This is a genomic window from Bradyrhizobium sp. SZCCHNS1050 (assembly GCF_032484785.1).
Lineage (GTDB): Bacteria > Pseudomonadota > Alphaproteobacteria > Rhizobiales > Xanthobacteraceae > Bradyrhizobium.
This window is the reverse complement of the sequence record NZ_JAUETR010000001.1, coordinates 1,268,436-1,291,820: the sequence shown is the minus strand read 5'-3', so window position 1 is coordinate 1,291,820 and position 23,385 is coordinate 1,268,436. Positions and strand designations below refer to the sequence as shown.

Annotated in this window: 17 protein-coding genes, 1 tRNA gene and 2 pseudogenes; 8 read left to right on the top strand and 12 right to left on the bottom strand. The window is 63.0% G+C overall.

Going from position 1 to position 23,385, the window contains the following annotated elements:
- Window positions 1–70: 70 nt before the first annotated feature.
- Both QX094_RS05995 and QX094_RS05990 read right to left on the bottom strand, forming a co-directional pair.
- Window positions 71–1,864, bottom strand: a complete 1,794-nt coding sequence (locus QX094_RS05995; RefSeq protein ID WP_315716569.1) for an adenylate/guanylate cyclase domain-containing protein — start codon at window positions 1,862–1,864, stop codon at window positions 71–73.
- A gap of 114 nt (window positions 1,865–1,978) precedes the next feature.
- Window positions 1,979–3,724 carry an adenylate/guanylate cyclase domain-containing protein gene (locus QX094_RS05990; protein ID WP_316184283.1) on the bottom strand — a complete coding sequence of 582 codons (1,746 nt, stop codon included), beginning with the start codon at window positions 3,722–3,724 and terminating at the stop codon, window positions 1,979–1,981.
- Window positions 3,725–3,895: 171 nt separating this feature from the next.
- Between QX094_RS05990 and QX094_RS05985 the strand changes: the two genes are divergently transcribed.
- Window positions 3,896–4,537, top strand: coding sequence for a LysE family translocator (locus tag QX094_RS05985; protein ID WP_316167848.1), 642 nt, complete (start codon window positions 3,896–3,898; stop codon window positions 4,535–4,537).
- 1 nt (window position 4,538) lies between these two features.
- Here QX094_RS05985 and QX094_RS05980 read toward each other — a convergent pair whose 3' ends face one another.
- Complete coding sequence (locus QX094_RS05980) at window positions 4,539–5,291, bottom strand: sulfite exporter TauE/SafE family protein (protein ID WP_316174967.1); 753 nt, start codon at window positions 5,289–5,291, stop codon at window positions 4,539–4,541.
- A gap of 85 nt (window positions 5,292–5,376) precedes the next feature.
- Between QX094_RS05980 and QX094_RS05975 the strand changes: the two genes are divergently transcribed.
- Window positions 5,377–6,267: a LysR substrate-binding domain-containing protein gene (locus tag QX094_RS05975; protein ID WP_316175104.1), complete on the top strand. Its 891-nt coding sequence runs from the start codon at window positions 5,377–5,379 to the stop codon at window positions 6,265–6,267.
- 70 nt (window positions 6,268–6,337) lie between these two features.
- Here the strand turns inward: QX094_RS05975 and hisN are convergent, their stop codons facing one another.
- Together hisN and QX094_RS05965 are read right to left on the bottom strand one after the other, a co-directional pair.
- Window positions 6,338–7,123, bottom strand: coding sequence for a histidinol-phosphatase (gene hisN / locus QX094_RS05970; protein WP_315716573.1), 786 nt, complete (start codon window positions 7,121–7,123; stop codon window positions 6,338–6,340).
- 482 nt (window positions 7,124–7,605) lie between these two features.
- Window positions 7,606–8,490: an N-formylglutamate amidohydrolase gene (locus QX094_RS05965; protein ID WP_316184282.1), complete on the bottom strand. Its 885-nt coding sequence runs from the start codon at window positions 8,488–8,490 to the stop codon at window positions 7,606–7,608.
- Window positions 8,491–8,834: 344 nt separating this feature from the next.
- Here QX094_RS05965 and cpdR point away from each other — a divergent pair, with 344 nt between their 5' ends.
- Window positions 8,835–9,194, top strand: coding sequence for a cell cycle two-component system response regulator CpdR (cpdR, locus tag QX094_RS05960; RefSeq protein WP_006610087.1), 360 nt, complete (start codon window positions 8,835–8,837; stop codon window positions 9,192–9,194).
- A 117-nt stretch (window positions 9,195–9,311) separates the two neighbouring features.
- A tRNA-Val gene (locus tag QX094_RS05955) sits at window positions 9,312–9,386 on the top strand.
- A gap of 209 nt (window positions 9,387–9,595) precedes the next feature.
- On the opposite strand, the pseudogene QX094_RS34510 reads toward QX094_RS05955, so the two are convergent.
- From QX094_RS34510 to traA, 4 genes and pseudogenes are all read right to left on the bottom strand, one after another.
- Window positions 9,596–10,321: pseudogene (locus QX094_RS34510) on the bottom strand (tyrosine-type recombinase/integrase); the annotation flags it as partial.
- A 287-nt stretch (window positions 10,322–10,608) separates the two neighbouring features.
- A complete protein-coding gene (locus QX094_RS05945) occupies window positions 10,609–10,794 on the bottom strand; it encodes a hypothetical protein (protein ID WP_315716576.1) in 186 nt (61 codons plus the stop codon).
- A 187-nt stretch (window positions 10,795–10,981) separates the two neighbouring features.
- Window positions 10,982–11,197: an AlpA family transcriptional regulator gene (locus tag QX094_RS05940; RefSeq protein WP_315716577.1), complete on the bottom strand. Its 216-nt coding sequence runs from the start codon at window positions 11,195–11,197 to the stop codon at window positions 10,982–10,984.
- Between the two features lie 126 nt (window positions 11,198–11,323).
- On the bottom strand, window positions 11,324–14,335 hold the full coding sequence (gene traA, locus QX094_RS05935) for a Ti-type conjugative transfer relaxase TraA (protein ID WP_315716578.1): 3,012 nt from the start codon (window positions 14,333–14,335) through the stop codon (window positions 11,324–11,326).
- Between the two features lie 171 nt (window positions 14,336–14,506).
- On the opposite strand from traA, the gene QX094_RS05930 reads away from it, so the two are divergent.
- Window positions 14,507–14,833, top strand: a complete 327-nt coding sequence (locus QX094_RS05930) for a conjugal transfer protein TraD (RefSeq protein ID WP_315716579.1) — start codon at window positions 14,507–14,509, stop codon at window positions 14,831–14,833.
- Window position 14,834: 1 nt separating this feature from the next.
- Window positions 14,835–15,108: pseudogene (locus QX094_RS05925) on the top strand (conjugal transfer protein TraD).
- 180 nt (window positions 15,109–15,288) lie between these two features.
- Here the strand turns inward: QX094_RS05925 and QX094_RS05920 are convergent.
- The 3 genes from QX094_RS05920 to QX094_RS05910 form a co-directional block, all read right to left on the bottom strand.
- The gene (locus QX094_RS05920; RefSeq protein WP_315716580.1) at window positions 15,289–16,422 is read right to left on the bottom strand and encodes an acyltransferase; all 1,134 of its coding nucleotides are present in this window, start codon (window positions 16,420–16,422) and stop codon (window positions 15,289–15,291) included.
- Between the two features lie 1,094 nt (window positions 16,423–17,516).
- A complete protein-coding gene (locus tag QX094_RS05915) occupies window positions 17,517–17,681 on the bottom strand; it encodes a Flp family type IVb pilin (RefSeq protein ID WP_315716581.1) in 165 nt (54 codons plus the stop codon).
- Window positions 17,682–17,905: 224 nt separating this feature from the next.
- On the bottom strand, window positions 17,906–19,090 hold the full coding sequence (locus tag QX094_RS05910; protein ID WP_315810643.1) for a phosphatase PAP2 family protein: 1,185 nt from the start codon (window positions 19,088–19,090) through the stop codon (window positions 17,906–17,908).
- A gap of 693 nt (window positions 19,091–19,783) precedes the next feature.
- Between QX094_RS05910 and QX094_RS05905 the strand changes: the two genes are divergently transcribed.
- Together QX094_RS05905 and QX094_RS05900 are read left to right on the top strand one after the other, a co-directional pair.
- Window positions 19,784–21,910, top strand: coding sequence for a type I secretion system permease/ATPase (locus tag QX094_RS05905; RefSeq protein ID WP_315716583.1), 2,127 nt, complete (start codon window positions 19,784–19,786; stop codon window positions 21,908–21,910).
- On the top strand, window positions 21,897–23,351 hold the full coding sequence (locus tag QX094_RS05900) for an HlyD family type I secretion periplasmic adaptor subunit (RefSeq protein WP_315716584.1): 1,455 nt from the start codon (window positions 21,897–21,899) through the stop codon (window positions 23,349–23,351). Before QX094_RS05905 ends, QX094_RS05900 begins: the two co-directional genes overlap by 14 nt.
- Window positions 23,352–23,385: the final 34 nt, after the last annotated feature.

Genomic DNA, 23,385 nt, shown 5'->3' with positions numbered 1-23,385 from the left:
TGAACGCTACAATGCAATCGTGAATGATTGGCGCAACCCGCCCAAGTGTCAACCTCAAGTCGCGATCGCGCTATTCGCCCGCGAACTTGGCCTTGGTGTCCACCAGGGTGAGCTTGGTCAACGGGATGCCGGCCTTGGTGAGGCCGTCGCGATAGTGCGCGATGTCGGCGGGATTGCGCCAGCGGATGTTGCTCAGGAGGCGCTCGATCGTCATCCACGGATGCTGGCTCAAAAGTGCCGCGACGGCCTCGCCGGCTTCGACCGAGCGTCCGAGCTGCGCCAGCGCGGCGGCGCGGATGGCGAGGCACTGCAGATGGTTCGGGTTCTGATAGTGCGACTCTCGCGCCCAGGACAGCGAGGCGTCGTACTGGCCGAGCATGTAATGGCTGAACGCGCTCAGCACCGACCATTGATAGCGCGGATCGCTGTTGCCGCGCTGGGCCGCCACCGAGAACAGCTCGATCGCCTGGCGGTGCTCGCCGGCGACGAGATGGCAGACGCCGAGCACGCCGCGCGCGCCCATGTCATAGGGATTGAGCTGCAGCGACTTGCGCGCCGCCTCCATCCCGGCCTCGACCCGGCCCTGCATGGCATGGACATAGGCCAGCAGCGAATAGGAGAAGGACGAGCGGGAATCTAGCCGGACGCCGGCCTCGGCCAGCGCCATTGCCTCGTCCCACAGCTCCCGTGAGTTCCTGATCCAGCCGAAATGGATGCCCTGCAGCAGGATGGTGCCGAGATAGGTGTGGGCGATCGCAAGACCTGGGTCGATCCTGATCGCCTCGCGGAACAGCGCGATCGAGCTCTCGTAGTCGGCCTTGGTCGGCTGGTAGTAGTGCGACAGCCCGCGCAGGAAGCGATCCCACGCCGTGAGGTCCGTGGTCTTGGACCGCACCGGCACCGCCGCCTCCGCGCGATAGATCTCGGGGATCAGCGCGGTGCAGAGGTTGGCGGTGATGTCATCCTGCACTGCAAACAGGTCGCCGATGTCGCGGTCGTAGCGGCCGGCCCACAGCTGCTCGCCGTTCTCCGGCGCGACCAGCTCGGCGGTAACCCTGATCTTGTCGCCGGAGCGCCGCACCGAGCCCTGGATGAGATAGGTCGCATCGATCTCGCGCGCGATCAGGCGGGCACTCATGCCGGCATGCTTGAAGGCGAAGGTGGAGTTGCGGCTGAGCACCCGGAAGAACGACTGCAGCGACAGCGCATGGATGAGGTCTTCGGCCAGGCCGTCCGAGAAGTATTCGTCGGTCTCGCCGCTGAGATTGGCGAATGGCAGCACGCCGACGATGGCGGTGCGGTATTGCGCCGGCAGGGTCGTGGCGGACCGCTGCTCGCGGCTCTTCTCCGGCGAGGACGGATCCCAGGTCCAGACGTTGATGGTGTCTTCGATGTTCTTGAAGCGGAACGGCCCGCGGTCGACGAAGGTGACCGTGAGGTGCTTGCTGGCTTCCTGGTAGGCCTTGTGGGAGACGGCAATTCCGCCGGGCGGTGCTGCGGCTTCAAGCCGCACCGCGGTGTTGACGCCGTCGCCGAACACCTCGTCCTCATCGAAGATGACGTCGCCCATGTTGAGGCCGAGGCGAAACTGCATCACCCGGTCGGCCGGCAAATGAGCATTGCGCTCGGCCATCAGCTTCTGCACCTCGACGGAGGCCGCGATGGCGCCGACGACGCTCGGAAATTCCAGGAGAAACCCGTCCCCTGTGTATTTCACGATGCGGCCGCCGTGATTGAGGATGATCGGGTGGATGGCGCCGCGATGGGCCTTGAACGCGGCATGGGTTCCCGCCTCGTCGGCGCCCATCATCCGCGAGTAACCGACCACATCGGCACAGACAATCGCGGCCAGCCGTCTCTCCATTCCGTCTTTGCTCCTACTCAGGGCGATACCACGGCAACAGCGGTCGAATCCAATCAATTTGCGGAAGCAATGTGTAGGCCATGTGGCGGGCCGGCGACATTGGACCCGATTGGCTCAGGTCAGCCCGGCCTTGATCAGTCCGTCGCGGTAGTGGTCGATGTCGTCCCGGCGTTTCCATCGGATGTTCTTGATGTGGCGGTCGAGCGTGAGCCAGGGGTATTGCGCGTACAGCACGTCGACGGCGTCGCCCGCCTGGTCGATCGCACCAAGCTGCGCCAGGGTCGCCGCGCGGATCGTCAGCGCCTGCAGATGGTTCGGGTAGAGAAACAGCTCCTCGCGGGCCCAGGACAACGCCGCCTCATAGCGGCCGAGCAGGTAGTGGCTGTAGGCATTCAGCGCCGGCCATTGGTAGCGCGGATCGCTGTTGCCGCGCTGGGCCGCGATCGAGAACAGATCGATCGCCTGCTGGTGCTCGCCGTTGACCATATGGCAGAGCCCGAGCACGCCGCGTGCGCCCATGTCGTAGGCATTGAGCTCGGTCGCCTTGCGCGCCGCCTTCATGCCGTCGTCATGGTCGCCCTGCATGGCCTGCACGAAGGCCAGGATCGCATAGGCGAACGAGGAGCGCCCGTCGAGCCGCACGCTGTCCAAGGCCAGATTCTTCGCCTCCTGCCAGAGCTCGCGCGAGCCCTTGATCCAGCCGAAATTGATGCCCTGCATCAGAATGGTCGCGAGATAAGCGTGCGCGAGACCGAGCGTGGGATCAAGCGCAATGGCTTGCCGAAACAGCGAGATGGAGATCTCGTAGTCGGCCTTGGTCGGTCGGTAGTAGTGCGACAGACCGCGCAGGAAGCGGTCCCATCCGGTCGGGTCGGTCGCCGGCGCGCGGACTGGAATCGAGGCTTCGACACGATAGATCTCCGGCATCAGCGCCGCGCATAGGCTGGTGGTGATCTCGTCCTGCATCGCGAAGAGATCACCGACATCGCCGTCATAGCGACCGGTCCACAATTGAGCGCCGGTCTCGGGCGCGATCAGCTCCGCCGTCACGCGGAGCTTGTGACGAGAGCGCCGCACCGTTCCCTGAATCAGGTAGGTCGCATCGATCTCGCGTGCGACCAGGCGGGGATTGAGGCCGCGGTCCCTGAAGCGAAACGTCGAGGTGCGGCTCAGGACACGAAAGAACGATTGCAGCGACAGCGCATGGATCAGGTCGTCCGCGAGCCCGTCGGCGAGATAGGCGTCGGCGTCGTCGGAGAGGTTGACGAATGGCAGCACGCCGACGATCGCGGTGCGATATTGCGGCGGCAGGCCGGTGACGCTCGTCCCGGCCCGGATCGCCGCCTCGCTACCCGGCTCCCATGTCCACGCCTGCACCGGCTCCCGCAGGTTCTTGAACTGAAAGCTTCCGGCGCTGGTCAGCTTGACGGGGAGTTGCAGGCCGGCCTCCTCATAAGCCTTGGCCGAGACGGCAACACCGCCCGGGACGGCGATCGATTCCAGATTGACGGCGACATTGATGCCGTCGCCGAAGGCCTCGCCGTCATCGACCGTAAACTCACCCTGATGGATTCCCAGCCGGAAGCGCATGTTGCGGTCGGACGGCAGATCGGCGTTGCGCTCCGCCATCAGGGACTGCATCTCGATCCCGAACTGGATGGCGCTGGCGGCGTTGGCGAATTCCAGCAGAAAGCCGTCGCCGGTGTGTTTGACGATGCGGCCGGCGTGGTTGAGGATGATCGGATGGATGGCGCCGCGATGAGCCTTGAAGGCGGCGTGCGTGCCGTCCTCGTCAATCCCCATCATGCGTGAATAGCCGGCGACGTCGGCGCAAAGGATGGCAGCGAGGCGTCTTTCCATCACATCGTGCTCCCGCCTCGCGCATACCACGGCCGAGGCGGCCAAATCCAACGCTTTTCCAGAACCCATCGCGGCACCTCGCCATGCGGCCCCGCGCCGGCCTCTGCGGCGCGAGACGGCAATGCCGAGGCCAGGTATGGTTAGACCGTTATTGTTAGGAAATGTTCAATCATGCTCGGCATTCACGATCTGCCTTTGTTTCTCGTCTCCGGGCTGCTGCTCAACATCACGCCGGGTCCCGACACCGCCTACATCGTTGGCCGCAGCGCGCAGATGGGCTGGCGCGGCGGGGCCGCTGCCGCCTTCGGCATCAGCACGGGCTGCCTGGTTCACGTGTTCGGAAGTGCGATCGGGCTGTCGGCGCTGCTCACGGCCTCCGCGACGGCCTTCGCGACGGTGAAATGGGCCGGTGCGGCCTATCTGGTCTATCTCGGCATCACGCAGCTTCTGGCGCGGCGGCCGGACGCCGCCAGGGCCAGTGATGCGACGTCGATGCCGGTGGTGACGCTGCGCCAAGCGTTCTGGCAGGGCGCGCTCACCAACATCCTCAATCCGAAGGTCGCGATGTTCTTCCTCGCCTTCCTGCCGCAATTCGTCGCAGCCGAGGCGCCGCACAAGGCGATCGCCTTCCTGCTGCTCGGCACGATCTTCATCGTCAACAGCACGATCTGGTGTCTCGGCGTCGCCGTCGTCGCGGCCCGTGCAGCGCGCCGCGTGCGCGACTCGTCCGCCGCGCTGCTCTGGCTCAACCGCACGATCGGCGGGCTGCTGATCTATCTCGGCGTCCGGATCGCGATGCTCGAGGCGCGCTGACTTACCGGAGCAGCTCGACGACCGCCGTGCCGGCGAGATACAGGCCGAGCAGGATCATGGCGATCAGGAACACACGGCGGAACGCCTCGGCCGGCAGTCGGGATCGCGCCGCTTGGCCCGCGAACATGCCGACAAAGGCGCAGGCCATCGCGACCGCGCCGGGCAGGGCGGTGGCCGGGCTGAGCAGACCGGAGCTCGTCAAGTTGAAGGCCAGCGTGACGGTGGCGACCGTGAAGAACACGCCGAGGGCCTGGACCAACTCGTCCTTCTCGAGCCCGATCGCCTGCATGTACGGCACAGAAGGTACGACCTGCACGCCGGTGGCGGCCGAGATCAGCCCGGTGACGAGGCCGACGATGCCGCCGACCCATTTCTCGTGCGGGGGCGCGACCTTGAAGGCGAGCTTGGTGAGACCGAGCAGGGCATAGAGCATCAGCAAGACGCCGAGCGCGACGTTGCCCCAGCGGGTCGAGGCATGGCTGAGCGCGCCGGCGTTGAGGCAGATGCCGATCGCGGTCCCCAGCATCAGCGGCCATAGGCGCCTGGCGATATCGCGCAGATAGGGGCCGGCGAAGGTCTGCCAGATGTTGGTGATCACGGCCGGTACGATGACGATGGCGAGCGCCCGGCCCGGCGGCATGGCGACCGCGAGCAGTCCGACCGAGATGGTCGGCAGGCCGAGGCCGAGCGCGCCCTTGACGAAGCCGGCCAAAGTGAGCGCGAAGGCGATGAAGATGAGGATAGGGTCGATCATGGTCGGCACATTGACCAGACTGCGCCGACGACACAATGTGGAGGTTACGGAGCAAGCCTTCGTCCAAGACTGAGGCAGAATGACCATGCGTTTCGATCTGGTCGATCTCAGGCTGTTCATTGTCGTGGCCGAGGCCCGCAGCATCACTGGCGGCGCCGACCGGGCGCATCTGGCGCTGGCCTCGGCGAGCGCGCGGATCAAGGGCCTGGAGGACGCGTTTGGCGTCGAGCTGTTCAAGCGCGGCCGGCGCGGCGTGGAGCTGACCGCGGCGGGCGAGAGCCTGCTCGATCACGCCCGCATCATCATGGCCAATGTCGAGGCCATGCAGGGCGAGCTCTCGGGCTTCGCATCCGGCCGTCGCGCCAACGTGCAGCTGCTCGCCAACACGGTCGGCCTCGCCGAGCATCTGCCGAAGGCGCTGGCGGCCTTCCTGCGCGAGCATCCCGACATCAACGTCGATGTCGAGGAGCGCGAGAGCACCGAGATCGCCGAGGCGATCGTGTCCGGCAGAGCGGATCTCGGTTTTGCGGCGGAGCACGCGCTGCCCGAGACGATCGAGCGCTTCGCTTTCGGCAAGGACCGGCTGATTCTGGTGGCCGGACGGCGCAGCCCGTTCGCAGCGCGCCGACAGATCGACTTCAGCGAGACCGCGGGGGAGGATTTCATCGGCCTCACGCAGGGGACGGCGCTCAACGTCCATATCGGCCGGCACGCCGCGCGGCTCGGCATCCGCCAGCACGTGCGGGCCAGGCTGCGCGATTTCGACGCGATCTGCCAGATGGTGGCGGCCGGGATCGGCATTGCCGTCGTGCCGGAAGCGGCGGCGCGACGTTGCGCGCGGTCGATGCCGATCGGCCTCGTCGCGCTGCGCGATGCCTGGGCCGATCGGCGGCTCGTGATCTGCGCCCGCAGCTTCAAGGCGCTGCCGCGTCCGGCGAAACTGCTCGTCGAGCATTTGCGCCAGGCCGCCGCGTGAGGCGCCCGACGACCGGCCGGATGTCTCCGTTCCGCGCGAGAGGCGGGGAGCCAAGCCGGTGGAGGCGGGCTCAGCCCGCTGCCAGCCGCTTCAGCGCCGCTTCGTGGACGCGCTTGTCGCCGGCGGCGACGATCCGGCCGCCGTTCTGCGCCGGGCCGCCTTCCCAGTCGGTGACGATGCCACCGGCGCCGTTGATGATCGGGATCAGGGCGGCGATGTCATAGGGCTTGAGCTCGGTCTCGATGACGAGATCGAGATGGCCGGCGGCCAGCATGCAATAGGAGTAGCAGTCACCGCCATAGCGCGACAGCCGCGTCTCGGCCTCGACCCGGCCAAAGGTGGCGCGATCAGCCTCGTTCATCAGCAGCGGGCTCGTCGTATAGCACACCGCATCCCCGAGACGCTCGCAGCGCCGGACCGAGAGCCGGCGCTCGCCGCCGCCGTTCTTGTAATTGGCGGAGCCGTTGTCGCCGGCAAAGCGCTCGCCGATGAAAGGCTGGTGCATCATGCCGAACACCGGCGTGCCCTTGTGCAGCAACGCGATCAGCGTGCCCCAGGTCGGGAAACCGGCAATGAAGGATTTGGTGCCGTCGATCGGATCGAGCACCCAGACGTAGTCGGCGTCCTCGCGCTCATTGCCGAACTCCTCGCCGACGATGCCGTGCTGAGGAAAGTTCGCCTTGATCAGGCGGCGCATCACGGCCTCGGCGGCCCGGTCGGCCTCGGTCACCGGATCGAAATCGTGCCGGCTGCTCTTGTTGTCGACCAGCAGCGAGGTCCGGAAGAACGGCAGGATGGTTTCGCCCGACGCGGTCGCCAGACGACCGATGAAGGCGGAGAAATCAATGACCGTCACAACGCGTCCTTGGGTGAGGGAATCGGGTGGCAATAAGCCGGTTATGCCTAGCTCAAAGCGGTCGGGGGCGCATCCGGATATGGAACACCAGCGTGGCATCATGGATACCGTTTGGTGTCCGGCCGCGCTGGCCGGGCGCGGTTGAGCCGTCGTGGGCCCCTGATGTGAAACTGAAAGCGAAACCGGCGTCCCTCTCCGATCGTTTGGAATCTCCAATCAAGCCATTGACTTCTATGATGAAAAGAAAAGCTGTTTCGCGCTGAACGCAACCCGGCCTATGTTTTTTTGCATGGAGAAAGGCGGAAAAACTCTTGCGCTTTGTGCAGCGCGATTGCATATTGTTGCGGTGCGGTAGCGCTTCGCGTTATCGCTGCCCTCCTTGGGCGTTTCCTCCCTAGACTTGGGCCGCTTGTCATTCAAGCGGCCCTTTTTTTTGCGCCGACGCCACCGGCCGAAATCGCTCGGACCGAACGCGCAGTCCTCTATTCCGCCGCCGCCTGGAACGGCCCGAGGTCGCCGAGCGGCACCGTCGCCAGCACCTCGGCGAGCACGGCGAGATCGGAGGCGACCTGGGCGAAGCGCGGTCCGCGCTCCCTGCGGCGCTCGTCCATGTAGATCGCGCGGTTGAGCTCGATCTGGATCGCATGCAAGCCCGTGGCCGGATTGCCGTAATGCTCGGTGATGAAGCCGCCGGCATAGGGCTTGTTGCGGCCGACCGAATAGCCGAGCCGGCCGAGCACGTCCTCGACCAGGTCCGGCAGCAGCGACGCGCAGCTCGTGCCGTAGCGGTCGCCGATCACCATGTCGGGCCGGCGCGGCTCGTCGCGCGAGACGCCGACCGACGGCATCGAATGACAGTCGACCAGCACCACGGTGCCGAACTGCTGGTGCACGCGGTTGATCAGCCGGCGCAGCGCGCGGTGATACGGCTTGTACAGCGTCTCGATCCGGTGCAGCGCCTCGTCGACGCTCAGCCGGTCGCGATAGATCTCCTGGCCGTCGCCGACCACGCGCGGGATCGTGCCGAGGCCGCCGGCCACCCGCATCGAGCGGGTGTTGGCAAAGCTCGGCAGCCGCCCGGCGAACATCCGCGGATCGAGCTCATAGGGCTCGCGATTGACGTCGACATAGCAGCGCGGGAAATGCACGCGAACGACCGGAAAGCCGCGCAACAGGAGATCGGCGATCAATTCGTCCATGAACGAATCTTCGGAGCGCCGCAGCGCCGGCAGATCGATTCGCGACGCCCTCAGGAAATCGTCGGGGTAGGCCGATCCGGAGTGAGGGGAATTGAAGATGATGGGCGCGCGCCATTCGGTCGGCTCCATGATCTCGAACGGCGGCAATTCGCCATCAAAGTCCGTCATCTCTGGGCGCCGTCCCCTTGGTCACGTGCGTCGATGTCACGTCCGTTGATGCGCCGGTATCCTCCGGCCGATTCGTTCTGGACAACGCAGGCACTGCTCTTGCCAACGCGCATCTTCGATAATCCGAGCCGGTCTGCCAAGCGAAAAGCAATGAAAAAGTTCATCTCGCGTTTGGAACAACTCTGAGCTGGCGTGCTGCTTCGGTCGAAGACCGCACCTTCAGCCCTCAAAATGCCTTGCCGATGTCGGATCAAAAGGCGCAATCTTTCACCCGAAATTTACCGCCCGTCAGGCTTAGTGGCGGCAACGCTCCGCCTCTCACCCGGACCAGACAACCCCTCGCCATGCACAAAATCCTGCTCGCCGAAGACGACAACGACATGCGCCGCTTCCTGGTCAAGGCATTGGAAAATGCCGGGTTCCAGGTCTCGCCCCACGACAACGGCATGTCGGCTTACCAGCGGCTGCGCGAGGAGCCGTTCGAGATGCTCTTGACCGACATCGTGATGCCGGAGATGGACGGCATCGAGCTGGCGCGCCGCGCCTCCGAGCTCGACCCGGACATCAAGATCATGTTCATCACCGGCTTCGCCGCGGTCGCCTTGAACTCCGATTCGGAGGCGCCCAAGAATGCCAAGGTGCTGTCCAAGCCGGTGCACCTGCGCGAACTCGTCAGCGAGGTCAACAAGATGCTGGCGGCCTGAGCCGCCAGGGACAGACCTCCGGAACTGGCGGATTATTCCCAATTTCGGCATTTTGCGTCCTTGCCTGCCTGCGTGGGAGCCGATATAGGGACGCCCACCCGAACGGATATTGGATTAGGGCACGTAGCTCAGCGGGAGAGCACTACCTTGACATGGTAGGGGTCACAGGTTCGATCCCTGTCGTGCCCACCACCCCTCCGGACGTCGGCTGAATTCATTGAGCTTTTTGTTCGATTTCCCGCACCTAGCTTGTCGGTGAGGGAATAGACGTTCGCTCTATGATCCACGGAGCCGATCATTCGCTCGAGCTTGGCGACGCCGCCATACGCCAATTTCTTGCGATTGGCGTTCCGCGTGTAATGGCTTGCCATCCGACGATCGGTCCAACCGAAGATCGCATCCAGCTCGGCTTCCGTTGCTCCGTTTTCGGCGGCGACGGTTGCAGCCGCCTTGCGAAGGCCGTGCGCTGATCGGTTCGCCAACCCAGCTGCGACGCACTTCTCCTTGAACACGTTGCCTAAGCTCTCCTTGGTCATCGGCTTGCCCTGCCGGGTCGCGATGTAGGTCTCGGTTCCGATCGGACCTGCCTCCAACGTCCGGCGCAGGACATCGAGCATCGGGAAGGTGACCTCAATGGTCTCGCTCCCCTTTTCCAGGCGCTTCGTGATGATCGGCACGAAGATCTGCTCGATTTTTCCGTCAGGCCCAATCCGCTCTTGCACCTGTTCGGTCACATCGGCAGGGCCGAACGATGCTGCGTCACCCCGCCGAAAGCCGGTGAAGAGGTAGACGTCTATCATGACGCGCTCTCGCGTGCCGAGCGGCCAGCGCTTGTAGTAACGCCGAACGTCGGCATCAGACCAGGTGACAAAGCCTTCGGTTTTCGCTGGCTTGGGTGTCTTGATCCCTTCGGTTGGATCTGCCGCAAGGATCTTTTGCGCGACCGCCCAGGTGAACATCCGCCTCATGGTGGTGAGAAAGTGCCGGGCCGCGGAGGGGTTCTGAGCGCGACGTCCAAGCCCGTCCAGGATGTGCTGCTTCTGGATGGCGGCGGCTCGTTTGTTGCCGTTGGCCTCCAGAACATGAATCATGAGGCTGTTGCGCTGCTTGTGAGTGCTCGCCTTCATCTCGCGCCAATCAGGCGCTTTTGCCTTGTATTCTTCCCATAGCCATTTGAGGCTACCATCAAAGACCTTCGCCCTGGCTTCGCTTGGATCGATTGCGAGGCGTGGCCGATTGAACATGTCGGCTACAGCGATGTCGTAGTTGCGGTTGAATTCTATGGACCCGTACTCGCCGCGAATGCGAGTGCGTTTGCCGCCTACGTCCTTGTTGCGAACGTACCAGACCGTCCTGCCATGACGGTTGATTTCCTTGTGAAGGTAGGGCCTGCGAGGACGGGGCATGAAGCGAATCAAAGCACGAAATGCTCTTCGGGCTCAACCGTCTCATCGATGCCCCGCTCTTCCTTGTATTTGACCAGGTCGACGATGATCGTGCCGTCCGGCTTAATTCGTATGGATGAAGCACCGGCCGCTTTTGCAGCGCGGATCGCTCGTGCCACTTCGCCTTGGGTAAATCGAGCGGAGCGCCGGCTCATGGAACGCCTTCGGTTGACATCGCGCTCTGCCGTAAGCGCATTTGCAATGTAGCTTGGTCCGAACTCGTCGTCTGCATCTCGCGGGACCGTCCCTGAAGCGGGATGCCGTGGCGTAGAAAAGGATGGGGTCGGATAGTTCAGGAGAGCGCCTCCAGAAACGTCGTCCCTGATCGTTGTGCCATAGAGCTTACAAGATTTCATCGAGGTCGCGCCGCGGACGCCATCTTACGGGATCTGCGATCCACCGGTTGATGTCGGATTCATGCCAACCAGTTCCGTTGCTGCTGATCTTGAGTGGGGTAGGGAACGTACCTTCGGCGATCTTGCGGTAGATGGTGGATCGGGACAGCCCGGTCCTGGCAAGGACGGTTTTCAACCTGATGATACGGTCTGGCTCGCGCATGGCCGTGATGCCCCTCGCTGGTTGCTCCTGACGTCCGGCGAGACCAGAGGCCAAACAGGTGCAGGCGGACAATAGGAGTTCGCGCGTTGCCAGCTGTGGCGTAGAGCCGGCGGCAAACGGGATGGGTCAAATTCCAAGGCCTCGGCCTCTGCCGAGATCGATGCCATGGACGAAGGCCAGATCCTGGCCGAGTCGGCGGCCCGATTCGAATGCAATGCCGAGATCGTTCTTGCGGCCGGCAAGGATGGATTCCAGTTGCGGGTCGCGCTGGAGGCTCTTCGCCATGTCGCCCATCGCCGAGCGCGTGGCCTTGTAGCCGGACAAGTCGCCCGCCTGATATAGGCGCCTGCTGGTCTGGTCGAGCTCCCGCCATCGCTCAACGAAGTGATCGGCGCGGCGGCCCGGATCGCTGCGGAGTTCGGTTTCGAGCTGGAGCGCGCGGATGGCGCGATTGACCCGGCCGTCCGCCGCTTCGCGGGCGAGCTCCGGGTTCTTCTTGTAGGCGGCTTCGGCATCGTGCGAGCCAAACGGGCGCACCGCATTGAAGGCTTGGCGGGCCTTCTGCAGCTCTTTCACCTGCTCGGGACTGGTCCTGTCGTCCGTCTTCTGCGCCTCGAAGATCGCGTCCACCGCGCGGGCGTGGCGCACGAGAGCACGGGTCCGGACGCGACGCGCTTCCACTTCGGGATCTTGCGTCACGTTCCTGGCCGGCACTTCGGCTCCACGCCGGTCGGCTGCGGGATCGTTGCTTTCCCTTTCCGGCGTCGCCCGTTCCGGCCTCTGTCCGCCATCCAGTCTGGGCACATCAGCCGGAGACCGCAGGCCGTCCAACATGTCGCGCAGCTTCTCGGGCACAATCTTGCGCACGATCTCGACCACGCGCTTGCGGAAGGTGATCCCGCGCCGTTCGGCGTAATTCTGTACTGGATCGGCAGCCTCGTAGTCCGAGGCCATATCCTTGGCGCGAACGCGTGACAGGGCACGGGTGAGCCGGTCCTGACCCGCAAAATCATCGCGGCCATAGTGCAGGCCTACCCCGTCGCGGTGCCGAGACAGCGCGACATAGCTGCTGTGGGCGTCCATGCCCGGCGTCGCCAGCACATGGACGCGGTCAACCGTCATGCCCTGCGCCTTGTGGATCGTCGCGGCATATCCATGGTCGATGCGGTTGTAATCCTTGAGGTCAAAGCGCACAGATCGGCCATCGTCGACCTGTACCGTCATGCCCTGCGCGCTGACCTGTTCAACGGTCCCGAGCGTGCCGTTCTTGACGCCAAGGCCGCGCTCGTTCTGCAGAAACATGACGCGATCCCCGCTGGCGAAGGTTCTCGCACCTCGCTCGACCGTCACCCCCACCTCATTGCCCAGATCGCCCGCGGCTCGCATCCGTTCGCGCGCTTCCTCGTTCAGGATGCGGACCTCGTCATTGGTGTGGGTGAGGATAATCCGGCTCCGGTCCGGTGACGCCTGCCGGTCGCGGTCCCAGCGCTCGATCAGATCGCTGCGCGCCTGCTCGCGGGTCAGCGCCTCATGCACCATGCCGTGAGCGCGGTAGGCTTCGAGCGCATGGCCCACTTTGCCGGCTGCCAGATCGCGTGTGGCGTCCCGCTGCCAGTCTTCCTGCTGACGGCGCACTTCACCGATCTCCGCGCCGCCGTAACGCTCATGGATGGAGCGGAACGCCGCGCCCGCTTCGATGGCCTGCAGCTGCTGCGGATCGCCGACCAGCACCACCTTTGCGCCAGCCTCGGCCGCATGCGACAGCACGCGCTCGAGCTGGCGCGTGCCGACCATCCCCGCCTCGTCGATCACCAGCACATCACTGGATCTGAGCAGATCACGGCCTTGTTTCCAGCCATGCTCCAGGCTGGCGATCGTGCGCGACGCAATGCCCGATCCGCCTTCGAGGTTTTCGGCGGCAATACCGGACAGCGCAACACCCCGGACCTCGAAGCCCGCCGCTTCCCAGGCCTCGCGCGCCACCCCCAACATTGCGCTCTTTCCCGTCCCGGCATGGCCGACCACGACGCTGAGATCGCGTCCGTCCGTAGCATGCGCAACCGCGTCGGCCTGCTCGGACGAGAGGACCAGACCGCGCGCTTCCGCTCCCGCCAAAGCGGCCTGGCGATCCGCGTCGGGTACCTGATGGCGCGCCTGTTCCGCCATCCGTTTAGCAGCCCGGTGCAGCCGCTGTTCCGCTTCGATCATTCCGCGGGTGGTGAACCGATCCTCGCCGCGGGCGTCCTTGCCGAGTTCGACCAGATTCGGCGCTCCCTGCATCGCGCCCATGACCTCGTTGAACTGGTCGAGTCCGTCGCTATGCCGGTGCGCGAACTTTGCCATGTCGCGCCGCGTGAAGGTCGATTGCTGCTGGGTGATGGCATCCAGCCCAAGTGAGGGATCCGTGATGATCCGCACGCCATTATTTCGCGCGATCTCCCGGTGCATCTCGGCCCGGTCGGCCTCAAACCCTTCGCCCGCAATGTCTCGGACCTCGATTCGCTTTGCCGGCGCGCCGATCTGGCTTTGCGGCTCCAGAGCAATGCCCTGGGCCTCCAGGCTGCGATGGTCGATCCGCGCGTCGATGTCGAGCTCGGCCAAGCGCTCGTTGGCAAGCTCGGCCCAGCGCCTCCGCCAGCGCTCGACCATCTCGGTACGATTCCAGTCCCGCACCTTTTGGCCGAACCCGTTCTCGTCGACCGCGCGCATTGTCAGCATCACATGGGCATGAGGTTTGGGCATGCCGTCTTCGGCCCTGTCCCAATGCACATTGAGATCGGCGATCATGCCGAGACCCACGAACTCGCCGCGAACGAAGTCCCGAGCCAGTTCGATGCCCTGCGCCTCAGTCAGTTCTCGCGGAAGGGCGACCTCGACCTCTCGGGCCAGCTGCGCGTCCTTGCGGATTTCGTGTGCTTCGACATTATTCCAAAGCCGTTCGCGGTCTCCCCACGCCTCCGGCGCATTCTCCGGCAGTATCACCTCGGAATGGACGACGCCGCGCTTGCCAGAAAAATCCTGCTCACGGCCCAACCGCTCGTCACGCAGCCGCGAGGCCGAACGGTAGGCCGCCGATGCCACCGCACTGCTTCCGGCCTTCCGGCCAATGACCTTGACGTGAAGATGATAGATCGCCATCGCGAGCAGAGCATCTACACAGCGAAGCGTACGTCGGCACGACGTATAAGCGCGCCCTCCCTCGAAAAAATCTCGGGAGGGACTATCCCGTCTCAGCTCGTCCTGATGACCTTACAGCAATGCGCCAGTGGCCAAGCTATCATTTCTCCATTGTCACTCATGGAGACGACGATGCGCAAACCCAGGAACTTTGATGCTGACCTGAAGGCACTCGACGACAAGGCGCGCGAGCTGAAAACCCGCAAGGTACGCCAGCTCGGCGAGCTCGTTATCGCTACGGGAGCTGACGCGCTCAGCGCCGACGAGCTCGCGGGCGCGCTGATCGTGCTGGCCGAGACGAAAGAGGCCGGAAAGAGGGAGGCATGGTCCAAGCGCGGCGTCGCGTTCTTTCAAGGACGGTCGCGGCGAGTTGCGCCAGCAACTGACCGCGACGCTGACGTTGCTCCTACGCAACCGAGCGGCGCGCAACCGGCATCAAGCCGCAAAAGCGCGACGTGACATGCGCGCGTGGCGGGTCGAACACCGCAAGCGCACCCGGTACCTCATCGAACTCGGCGGCCTCGTGGTCAAATCCGGTATCGTGGACCTGACCGGTGATGACCGTTCCGCGATCTTGGGTGCGCTACTTTGGATGGTTGACAAGCTTAAGAGCGGTGAGGGCGAAACGGGCACGTGAGCTTTGGGCCGCAAAGGGAAAACAAGCGTTCGAGATGAACCCTAGGATGCCAACACGCATAGTCGTTTATGTCCGACAATCGCACGTTGGCCAATAGCTGCCGCTTCGACAGCAGCCCTATTGATCAATCGGCATACAAATTGCGATTTGGTTGCCGCCTTACTCCAGCTCCGAGCCGTTCGCTCTTGATAAAGCGGTCACTGTGACTTTCCAAATTGGCCACTGGCGTTGGGTAAGGCACACTAGATCGAGATCTCCGCTTTCATGATGATTGCCTTCATTGAAGCAGGACCGGACTCGCCTGCCGAGTCTCTTGCCTTCGCAGCAGAAGGGTCCGGACTAGCCGCTGAGCAGGCGCTTCAAACCAGCAATAGGTGAGGCGCGCGGTGACGAGCGTGGACAGCACGAAAGCCGCCGAGAACAGAGGATCGAGGTAGGGGATGGGCCGCTGCATCGACGAAAAAGCAAGCGCGATCGCAAGTTGAATTGGAAAGTGCAGCAGATAGCAGGAATAGGTTGTATTGCCGGCTGTCTCCACCAGGGTCTCCAGGCGCCGCGGCAAGACTATGGGCTTCGAGCAGCAGAACAACAGGATCGGCGTATAGATCAGCAGAAGCGGTGCAGTGAGCGCCTCAAGGTCCATGCCGGACATCCAAAATGCCGCGGGCATCGCGATGCTCGCACACGCAGCCAAGGCTTCCAACTTCGGCCGATGCCGAGCCCCGGCGACAGCCTGTCTTGCCATCGCGGCAAGGCCGCCAGCGTAGAAGAAAGCGAAGCATTTTGACATCAGCGTACCGGTCGCGATCGAGATCACGATCACCGCTAGATTGAAGAGCGGGGACGGACGCACGACGCGCAGCGACAGGAAAAACGCCGCATAGACCACGATCTCGATTGAGACTGACCAGATTGGTGCGTTGAAGCTGACGCCGTGCGGCGGAAGCCAGTCGCTGGCCATGAACAGCTGCTTGACGAATTGAGGGATGTCGTTTTGCTGAAAGACGAAGAAGTAGTTGTGCTGAACGAAATACATCAGCTGGAGCATCATGACCAACGGCAACGTCGCGAGATGGAGCGGGTAAAGTCGCGCCAGCCGATAGACGAAGAAGGTCCATCCGCTGATCGTGCGGTCGGCGATGACCGCGCTATACTTCCAGAAGAAGATGAAACCGGAGATGCACCAGAATATCTCGACCCCATTCTTGCCCTTCTCATAAAACGGGAACAGAACGCGGTAGAACGGCAGCTCGCTCCTCACGAGACCGACCGGCTCGTCGCCGACGAAGGCAAAGTGCTGATAGTGCCACAGCAGCACCGCGACGGTAGCGAGGAAGCGCAGCCCTTCCAATCCAAGGAGTTTCTGGGTCTTAGGCCATGTCGACGCTTTCGGAATGATCATCGGGGTCATTGACCTCCTGACGAGGGCGCTGGCCAATTCTAGCCGGAGCAAAGTGAAGGATTCTTTTCGCTCGGCCGAGCCCCGCCCGGAGGCATCCCAGGCGTTCGCCGCAGGCGATCTCGGCGCCGCGCTAGATTGCCTTCTCCAAGGAGCGATACGCTGATCGTCGCGGTCTGCCTTAAGATCTTGCGGATCATAGGCTACGAGCCCGACCCCGGTGACCATTGCGCGCAGTTTTCTCTCCAGTGCCTCGACCTTGCTCTTAGTGAGAGGCGCGACGACGGTGAGGTGGTGGGGACTCAAATCGGCCGTGGGACCGACGAAAAGAGGAGCCAACGCCGAACGAGATAGTGCGGTGCCAGATCGCCAATGATGACAAGAACAAGAGTCGCCGCACCGAGAACTGGGGCTGCCGAGCTGCTCAATCTGACGCTCTGATCGCCAGAGGGGTCGCTCGCGAGATCGAGGATGCAGTCCCTCGGCCAGTGCAGTTCTGCGCCCCGAAACAACTGGGTATATTTGACAGTCACCTAAATCCAGATCTGGCGAGGCGCTCCCGTCGCTCGACAACGTGAGCTGCCCGAGGATAAAAGAGCTGTCGGCTCGCGTTACGATGGGGAGCAGCGGGAGCTTTGATAGAGCCCAAGTCTGCGCGAACCGCACGCGCTTTCGGCTACAGCTGCTTGGTGAAATTGCGGTTCGGTTAGTCGCCGTCTGTCACTTTCGGTTGCATCGACTCCATCGAGCATGGCCGGCAGCGGCGATGCGAATACGGCGCCTGGAACGTTCCAGGGCGCGGGCGGCACGACGGGAATGATCGGAGACGTAGAACTCGACAGCCACAATCCTAACACCAATGGCTAGGGAACTCTTCCGTCAGACGCTTAGGCTGCGGAAATACTTCTATCTCCACAAATATTAAACTCACGCGACTTGTGAAATGCTCGAGCAGGCTGACCGGTACTTGAAAATTGGTGATGTCCACCATGAGACTGTACGACATTAAAAGGCCAGTATTCCGCGGCGCTGCGGTTTTTGAAGCAAGAAACCCGAACGCATTGGTTCGGGCTTCCTGAGAACGCCAACGTGTAGACTGTGCAGAGCTAGTTGATGGAGGAATTGATGTCTACGAACGAGGTGTTGATCTTGCTGCCCAAACCGTTGACTGCTGCGATGATCGCAATTGAAATTCCTGCGGCAATCAATCCGTACTCGATTGCAGTGGCTCCCGATTCGTCACGCAGGAACCTCATCATCTTGACCCGCATTACACCCTCTTTGCTGTTGGCCAGATCGGCGCACCTTCAAGCCACAAAAGGATACCTTATGGCATCTTATAATAGATGAGTCTGAATAAGACAATTTTAGATAGAGTAAATATCTTTAGCGCATGTGATCTAGTGGGGGCGCAAATGGCCGTACGTTTTAGTGTCAGAACGAACGCCTATACGCCATCAAGAGAAATCGCAGAACCGGGCATACAGGGCCGGTGTCAGGATTCGCTGACTTGCGCTCTGGTCATGATTTGGCACATTCCGTGCGTGAGACGGTCGTGTGAAGCGTCGGCTCGCAATCCAGATGATCCCTGCGCCCGTCGCGAGGACAATGACATCAAGGCGACAGCAGTTCCGGTTGCGACCAGCCACACGACCGCGCCGCATGGAAGATCGATCGCATAATGTCCACCGATCGGCACGGTCGATGCGATCACGAGGGAATTCCAGATCAATGAAATCGGGAATAGCCACCTGAGGTGCCGGGACGCGGATATGATCATCAGCGCCAGGCAGCAATGGAACGACGGAAATGTCACAACTCCCTGCAGATTGGCGAATGACAGCAACGGCGAGGCCGAATTGCGGAAGTATTCCAACTTCGACAAGTGATACGTTCCCGCGCCTGTCGGGAGATGCTCAAGCAAGCTGGCTGGGTACCCAAAGAACGCGAAGGCACCTTTCGCTGGCCAGATCACGGAAATGCTCGCGCATGCGACAATCGTGGTGGCGAATACGAACGTCAGTATCCATAAATGATCGAAACGGCGAACGATTGCGAGCAGCACTGAAAGGCCGAAGAGCAGGGGGAATGAGCTGTCGTACGTGACCGACAGGAGCTGGGACCAGGCGGGGTTGTCGGCTGCCCAAGCGATGACAGCAGGCAAGTCGAAACCCGCCGCTCGATCCCATCTTGCAAGATCTGCATCGATGAATGGGGCGTTATTCCGAAGCCCAACAAGGCTGATGATTCCAGCCACTGCGCCCGATAGTAACATTGCTAGGAGCGCTCCGCACAAGTTGCTGAGCACCGGCGATGGTCGCCAACGTCGATAGACAACGTGAACAGTGAGGAGGAAGCCCAGTATCGTCAATGCAACCAAGAGGCTGCCGAGATCAACAATGATAGCCGACCGCTGGGTCAGGAAGGCCGCGAACGTGGTCGCGACAAAGCAAATGGCCCATACGCTCGCTTCCACATATCCGGTCGTATGCGTTCCCTGCGAAGACCAAGCGAAAGCCGTGCGACCCGAAGACTGGGAAGCAGGAGTGATCGAATTACCATCCTGCGATTGCGTGCCGTTAGGTCTGTGTATCTCCCCGATCTGTGTCCTTGCGGATATCAGGAAGCGGAGGCGACGAAAGAATGCGGGCAATAGGGTGTCTGTGGCGGGCTCCAACATGGATGTCCGCTCCCGTGTCAGTCTGTTTCAGATTATTTCGGTCGGTACCTACATACGCAAAAACCGTGAGCCTGAGCAATCTCAACGTGTATTTTAACATGATACCGTGCTGAGATGCTTAACAGATCTCTAGCGCATCGCGAGATGTGCCTTTGGAATCGGTCTGGGATTGCGCTGTCCAAAAGCTACTGGCAATGAGCCTATGATCGCCTGACATCGCAGCTTCGGTGTCAACGGGGGTCCTTATGTAGGCTTGCTCGTTGCGCGGCGATGTTTTGAGTGCGGATTTCACCTTGCTGTCAAAATTGTCAGTTGTTCGGGCGGCCGGATGTTTATCGCCTCGACAATTCGGAATTCACCAGCTCTCGAACATCACGCAGATGCATATGATTCGTGGGGATTGTGTCGTTCTTTGTTTGTAGTGGGGAACATCAGGCGCGCGGGAGTTCAGGCGTTTGCCGTGAGGGAGCTAGCTGAGTAAGTCAAGAATCTTCGTTCCTCAGCCGTCCGCGGCGTTGCGAGGTGCTGTCGGGTTAGTCCAGCAGACGCGCGAAGCCTGCACCCAATGCACGCAATGCATGTAACGTGCGATCCCTCGCAGGTAAAAATATCCTCGGCGGGAACGTGGCAGATCTTGTCCAATCGTTTCTTGTGGTACATCATTCCTGCACGACTTAGGGTAGTGCAGGGGCAATGGACGCGGGGCAGAGGGATACGGGGCTCGACTGCCTGACATTGCTGCTGCGGTTTCATCAGGTCGCTATCGATCCGGCGCAGATTGCACATCAGTTGGCGGGAGAGCCGGTCGGCGTGACGGAGATGCTCCGCTGCGCCAAGCAGTTGAAGCTCAAGGCTCGCGCTGTCAGCCAGAATTGGGACGGCCTTGCCAAGCTGCCGCTGCCGGCCATCGCAGCGCGGGCTGATGGCTCGTTCGTCATTCTCGGCCAGGTCACCGTGGATGCGGCGCTGATCCAAGATCCGCAGGTCAACCGGCCGCAGAGTCTCAAGCGCGCCGAGTTCGAGGCCAACTGGACCGGCACGGTCGTGCTGATGGCGCGCCGCGCCTCGCTGACCGATCTTGCGCGCCGTTTCGACATCACCTGGTTCCTGCAGGCGATGCACAAATATCGCCGGCTGCTCGGCGAGGTGCTGCTGGCCTCGTTCTTCCTGCAGCTGTTCGGACTGGTGACGCCGCTGTTCTTCCAGGTCGTCACCGACAAGGTGCTGACCCATCGCGGCTACACCACGCTCGACGTGCTGGTGTTCGGGCTCGTTACAGTCACCATCTTCGAGACCGTGCTGGGGGGCTTGCGCACCTACGTCTTCTCCCACACCACCAACCGCATCGACGTCGAGCTCGGCGCGCGGCTGTTCCGCCATCTGGTCGCGCTGCCGATCGCCTATTTCGAGGCGCGGCGCGCCGGCGATTCCGTGGCGCGGGTGCGCGAGCTGGAGAACATCAGGAATTTCATTACCAGCTCGGCGCTGACCCTGGTGATCGATCTCGCCTTCACCTTCGTCTTCCTGGGCGTGATGTTCTACTACTCGCCGTTCCTGTCCTGGATCGTGATCGGCTCGTTCCCGTTCTACATCGCGCTGTCGGCCGGGGTGACGCCGATCTTCCGCAAGCGGCTCGACGTCAAGTTCGACCGCGGCGCCGAGAACCAGGCCTTCCTGGTCGAGACCGTCACCGCGATCCAGACCCTGAAGGCCATGGCAATCGAGCCGCAGATGCAGCGGCGCTGGGAGGAGCAGCTCGCCGGCTATGTCGGCGCCAGCTTCGACGTGCTGTCGCTCGGCAACTGGGCGAGCCAGTCGGTGCAGTTCATCAGCAAGATCGTCACCGCGCTGACCTTGTATTTCGGGGCGCATCTGGTGATCGAGGGCAGCTTGAGCGTCGGTGAGCTCATCGCCTTCAACATGCTGGCCGGGCGGGTGGCGCAGCCGGTGCTGCGGCTGGCGCAGCTGTGGCAGGATTTCCACCAGGCGCGGCTGTCGGTGGCGCGGCTCGGCGACATCCTCAACACCACGCCGGAGCCGGCGTTCAATCCCGGCCGCGCGGCGCTGCCGCCAGTGCGCGGCGAGGTCGTGTTCGACCACGTCCATTTCCGCTACCGCGTCGATGGACCGCTGGCGCTGCACGACGTCAGCCTGAAGGTGCCGGTCGGCCAAGTGGTCGGCATCGTCGGCCCCTCCGGCTCTGGCAAGTCGACACTGACCAAGCTGATCCAGCGGCTGTACGTCCCCGAGGCCGGCCGCATCCTGATCGACGGCGTCGATCTCACGGTCGCCGACGTCACCTGGCTGCGGCGGCAGATCGGCGCGGTGCTGCAGGAGAACGTGCTGTTCAACCGCTCGATCCGCGACAACATCGCGCTGGCCGATCCCGGCATGGCGATGGAGCGGGTGATCCAGGCGGCCGAGCTCGCCGGCGCCCATGAGTTCATTCTCGGCCTGCCCGACGGCTATGACACGGTGGTTGGCGAGCGCGGTGCCAGCCTCTCCGGCGGCCAGCGCCAGCGCATCGCGATTGCGCGTGCGCTGGTCACCAATCCGCGCATTCTCATTTTTGACGAGGCGACCTCGGCGCTCGACTATGAGAGCGAGAACATCATCCAGAGCAACATGCGCAAGATCTGCGCCGGGCGCACCGTGTTCATCATCGCGCACCGGCTGTCGGCGGTGCGCAACGCCGACCGCATCCTCACCATCGAGAATGGCCGCCTGGTCGAGGACGGCACCCATGACGAGCTGATCAAGCGCGCTGGGCGCTACGCGACGCTGGACCAGATCCAGGCGGGGCTCCATGTCGTCGGCTGAAGCGCAGAAGCAGGACAACGCGCCGATCTCGCTCGACGCGCGACGGGGCCGCCGCAAAGATGCCCGCGAGTTCCTCCCCGCGGCGCTGGAGATCGTGGAGACGCCGGCCTCGCCCGTGGGCCGAGCCGTGGCCGGGACCATCATGCTGTTCTTCGTCATCGCGATCGGCTGGTCGATCGTGGGCCATGTCGACATCATCGCCTCGGCGCAAGGCAAGATCGTGCCGACCGGCCGCACCAAGACCATCCAGCCGCTGGAAGCGGGCGTCGTCGCCGCGATCCACGTCCAGGACGGCGACAAGGTGCATGCCGGCGACGTGCTGGTCGAGCTCGATCGCACCGTCACCGAGGCCGAGCGCCGCCGCGTCGCGCAGGGCCTGATGCAGGCAAGGCTCGATGTTGCAAGGCTCGGTGTGCTCCGCGACAGCTTCGGCGATCTCGCCGAGCTGCGACCGCTCAACGTGCCCGAAGGCGCCGCACCCGCCGACGTCGCACGTACCCGCGCCGCCCTGCAGGCGCAGGCCGCCGAGCAGCTGTCGAAGCTCGCCTCCAATTTGCAGCAGATCGCACAGAAGCGTGCCGAGGCGCAGTCGATCGAGGCCGCGATCGCCAAGATCGATGCCACGCTCCCATTCCTGCAGGAGACCGCTGACATCCGCCGCAACGCCAAGGAGATCCAATACGGCAACCAGATCGCCTATATCGACGCGCAGTCGCGGCTGATCGACCAGCAGAGCGAGCGCATCGTGCAGACGCGGCGCCTGGTCGAGATCGAGGCGGCGCGGCTGGCGCTGGAGCAGCAGCTGGCGCAGACCCGCTCCGGCTTCGAGCGCCAGGTGCTGTCGGACCTCGCCGATGCCGAGAAGAAGGCCGACGAGCTGACGCAGGACCTCGTCAAGGCCGAGCGCAAGATCGCCGAGCAGGTGCTGCGCGCCCCGATCGACGGCACCGTGCAGCAGCTCGCGCTGCACACTGTCGGCGGCGTCGTCACACCGGCGCAACAGCTGATGCTCATCGTGCCCGCCGACAGCCAGCTCGAGGCGGAAGCCATGATCTCCAACCGCGACATCGGCTTCGTCAATGTCGGGCAATCAGCCGAGATCAAGATCGACACCTTCAACTTCACCCGCTACGGCCTCGTCCATGGCAAGGTGCTGAGCGTCTCCCAAGATTCGATCGTCCGCGAGAAGCCCGCCGATAAGCAGAATGGCGGCAAGGCGGCTGGTGCACTGGCCGAGACCAGCGAGCCGGCAGGCCAGGAGTTCATCTATTCGGCGCGGGTGTCGCTGGATGAGAAGCAAATGCAGATCGAGGACAAGATGGTCGCGCTCGCGCCGGGGATGGCGGTGACGGTGGAGATCAAGACGGGGACGAGACGGATCATCGAGTATGTGATGTCGCCGCTGCTCAGATACAAATCCGAGAGTCTTCGCGAACGATGAAACTACTCCGCGAAGATGCCGCGACTCATCACCG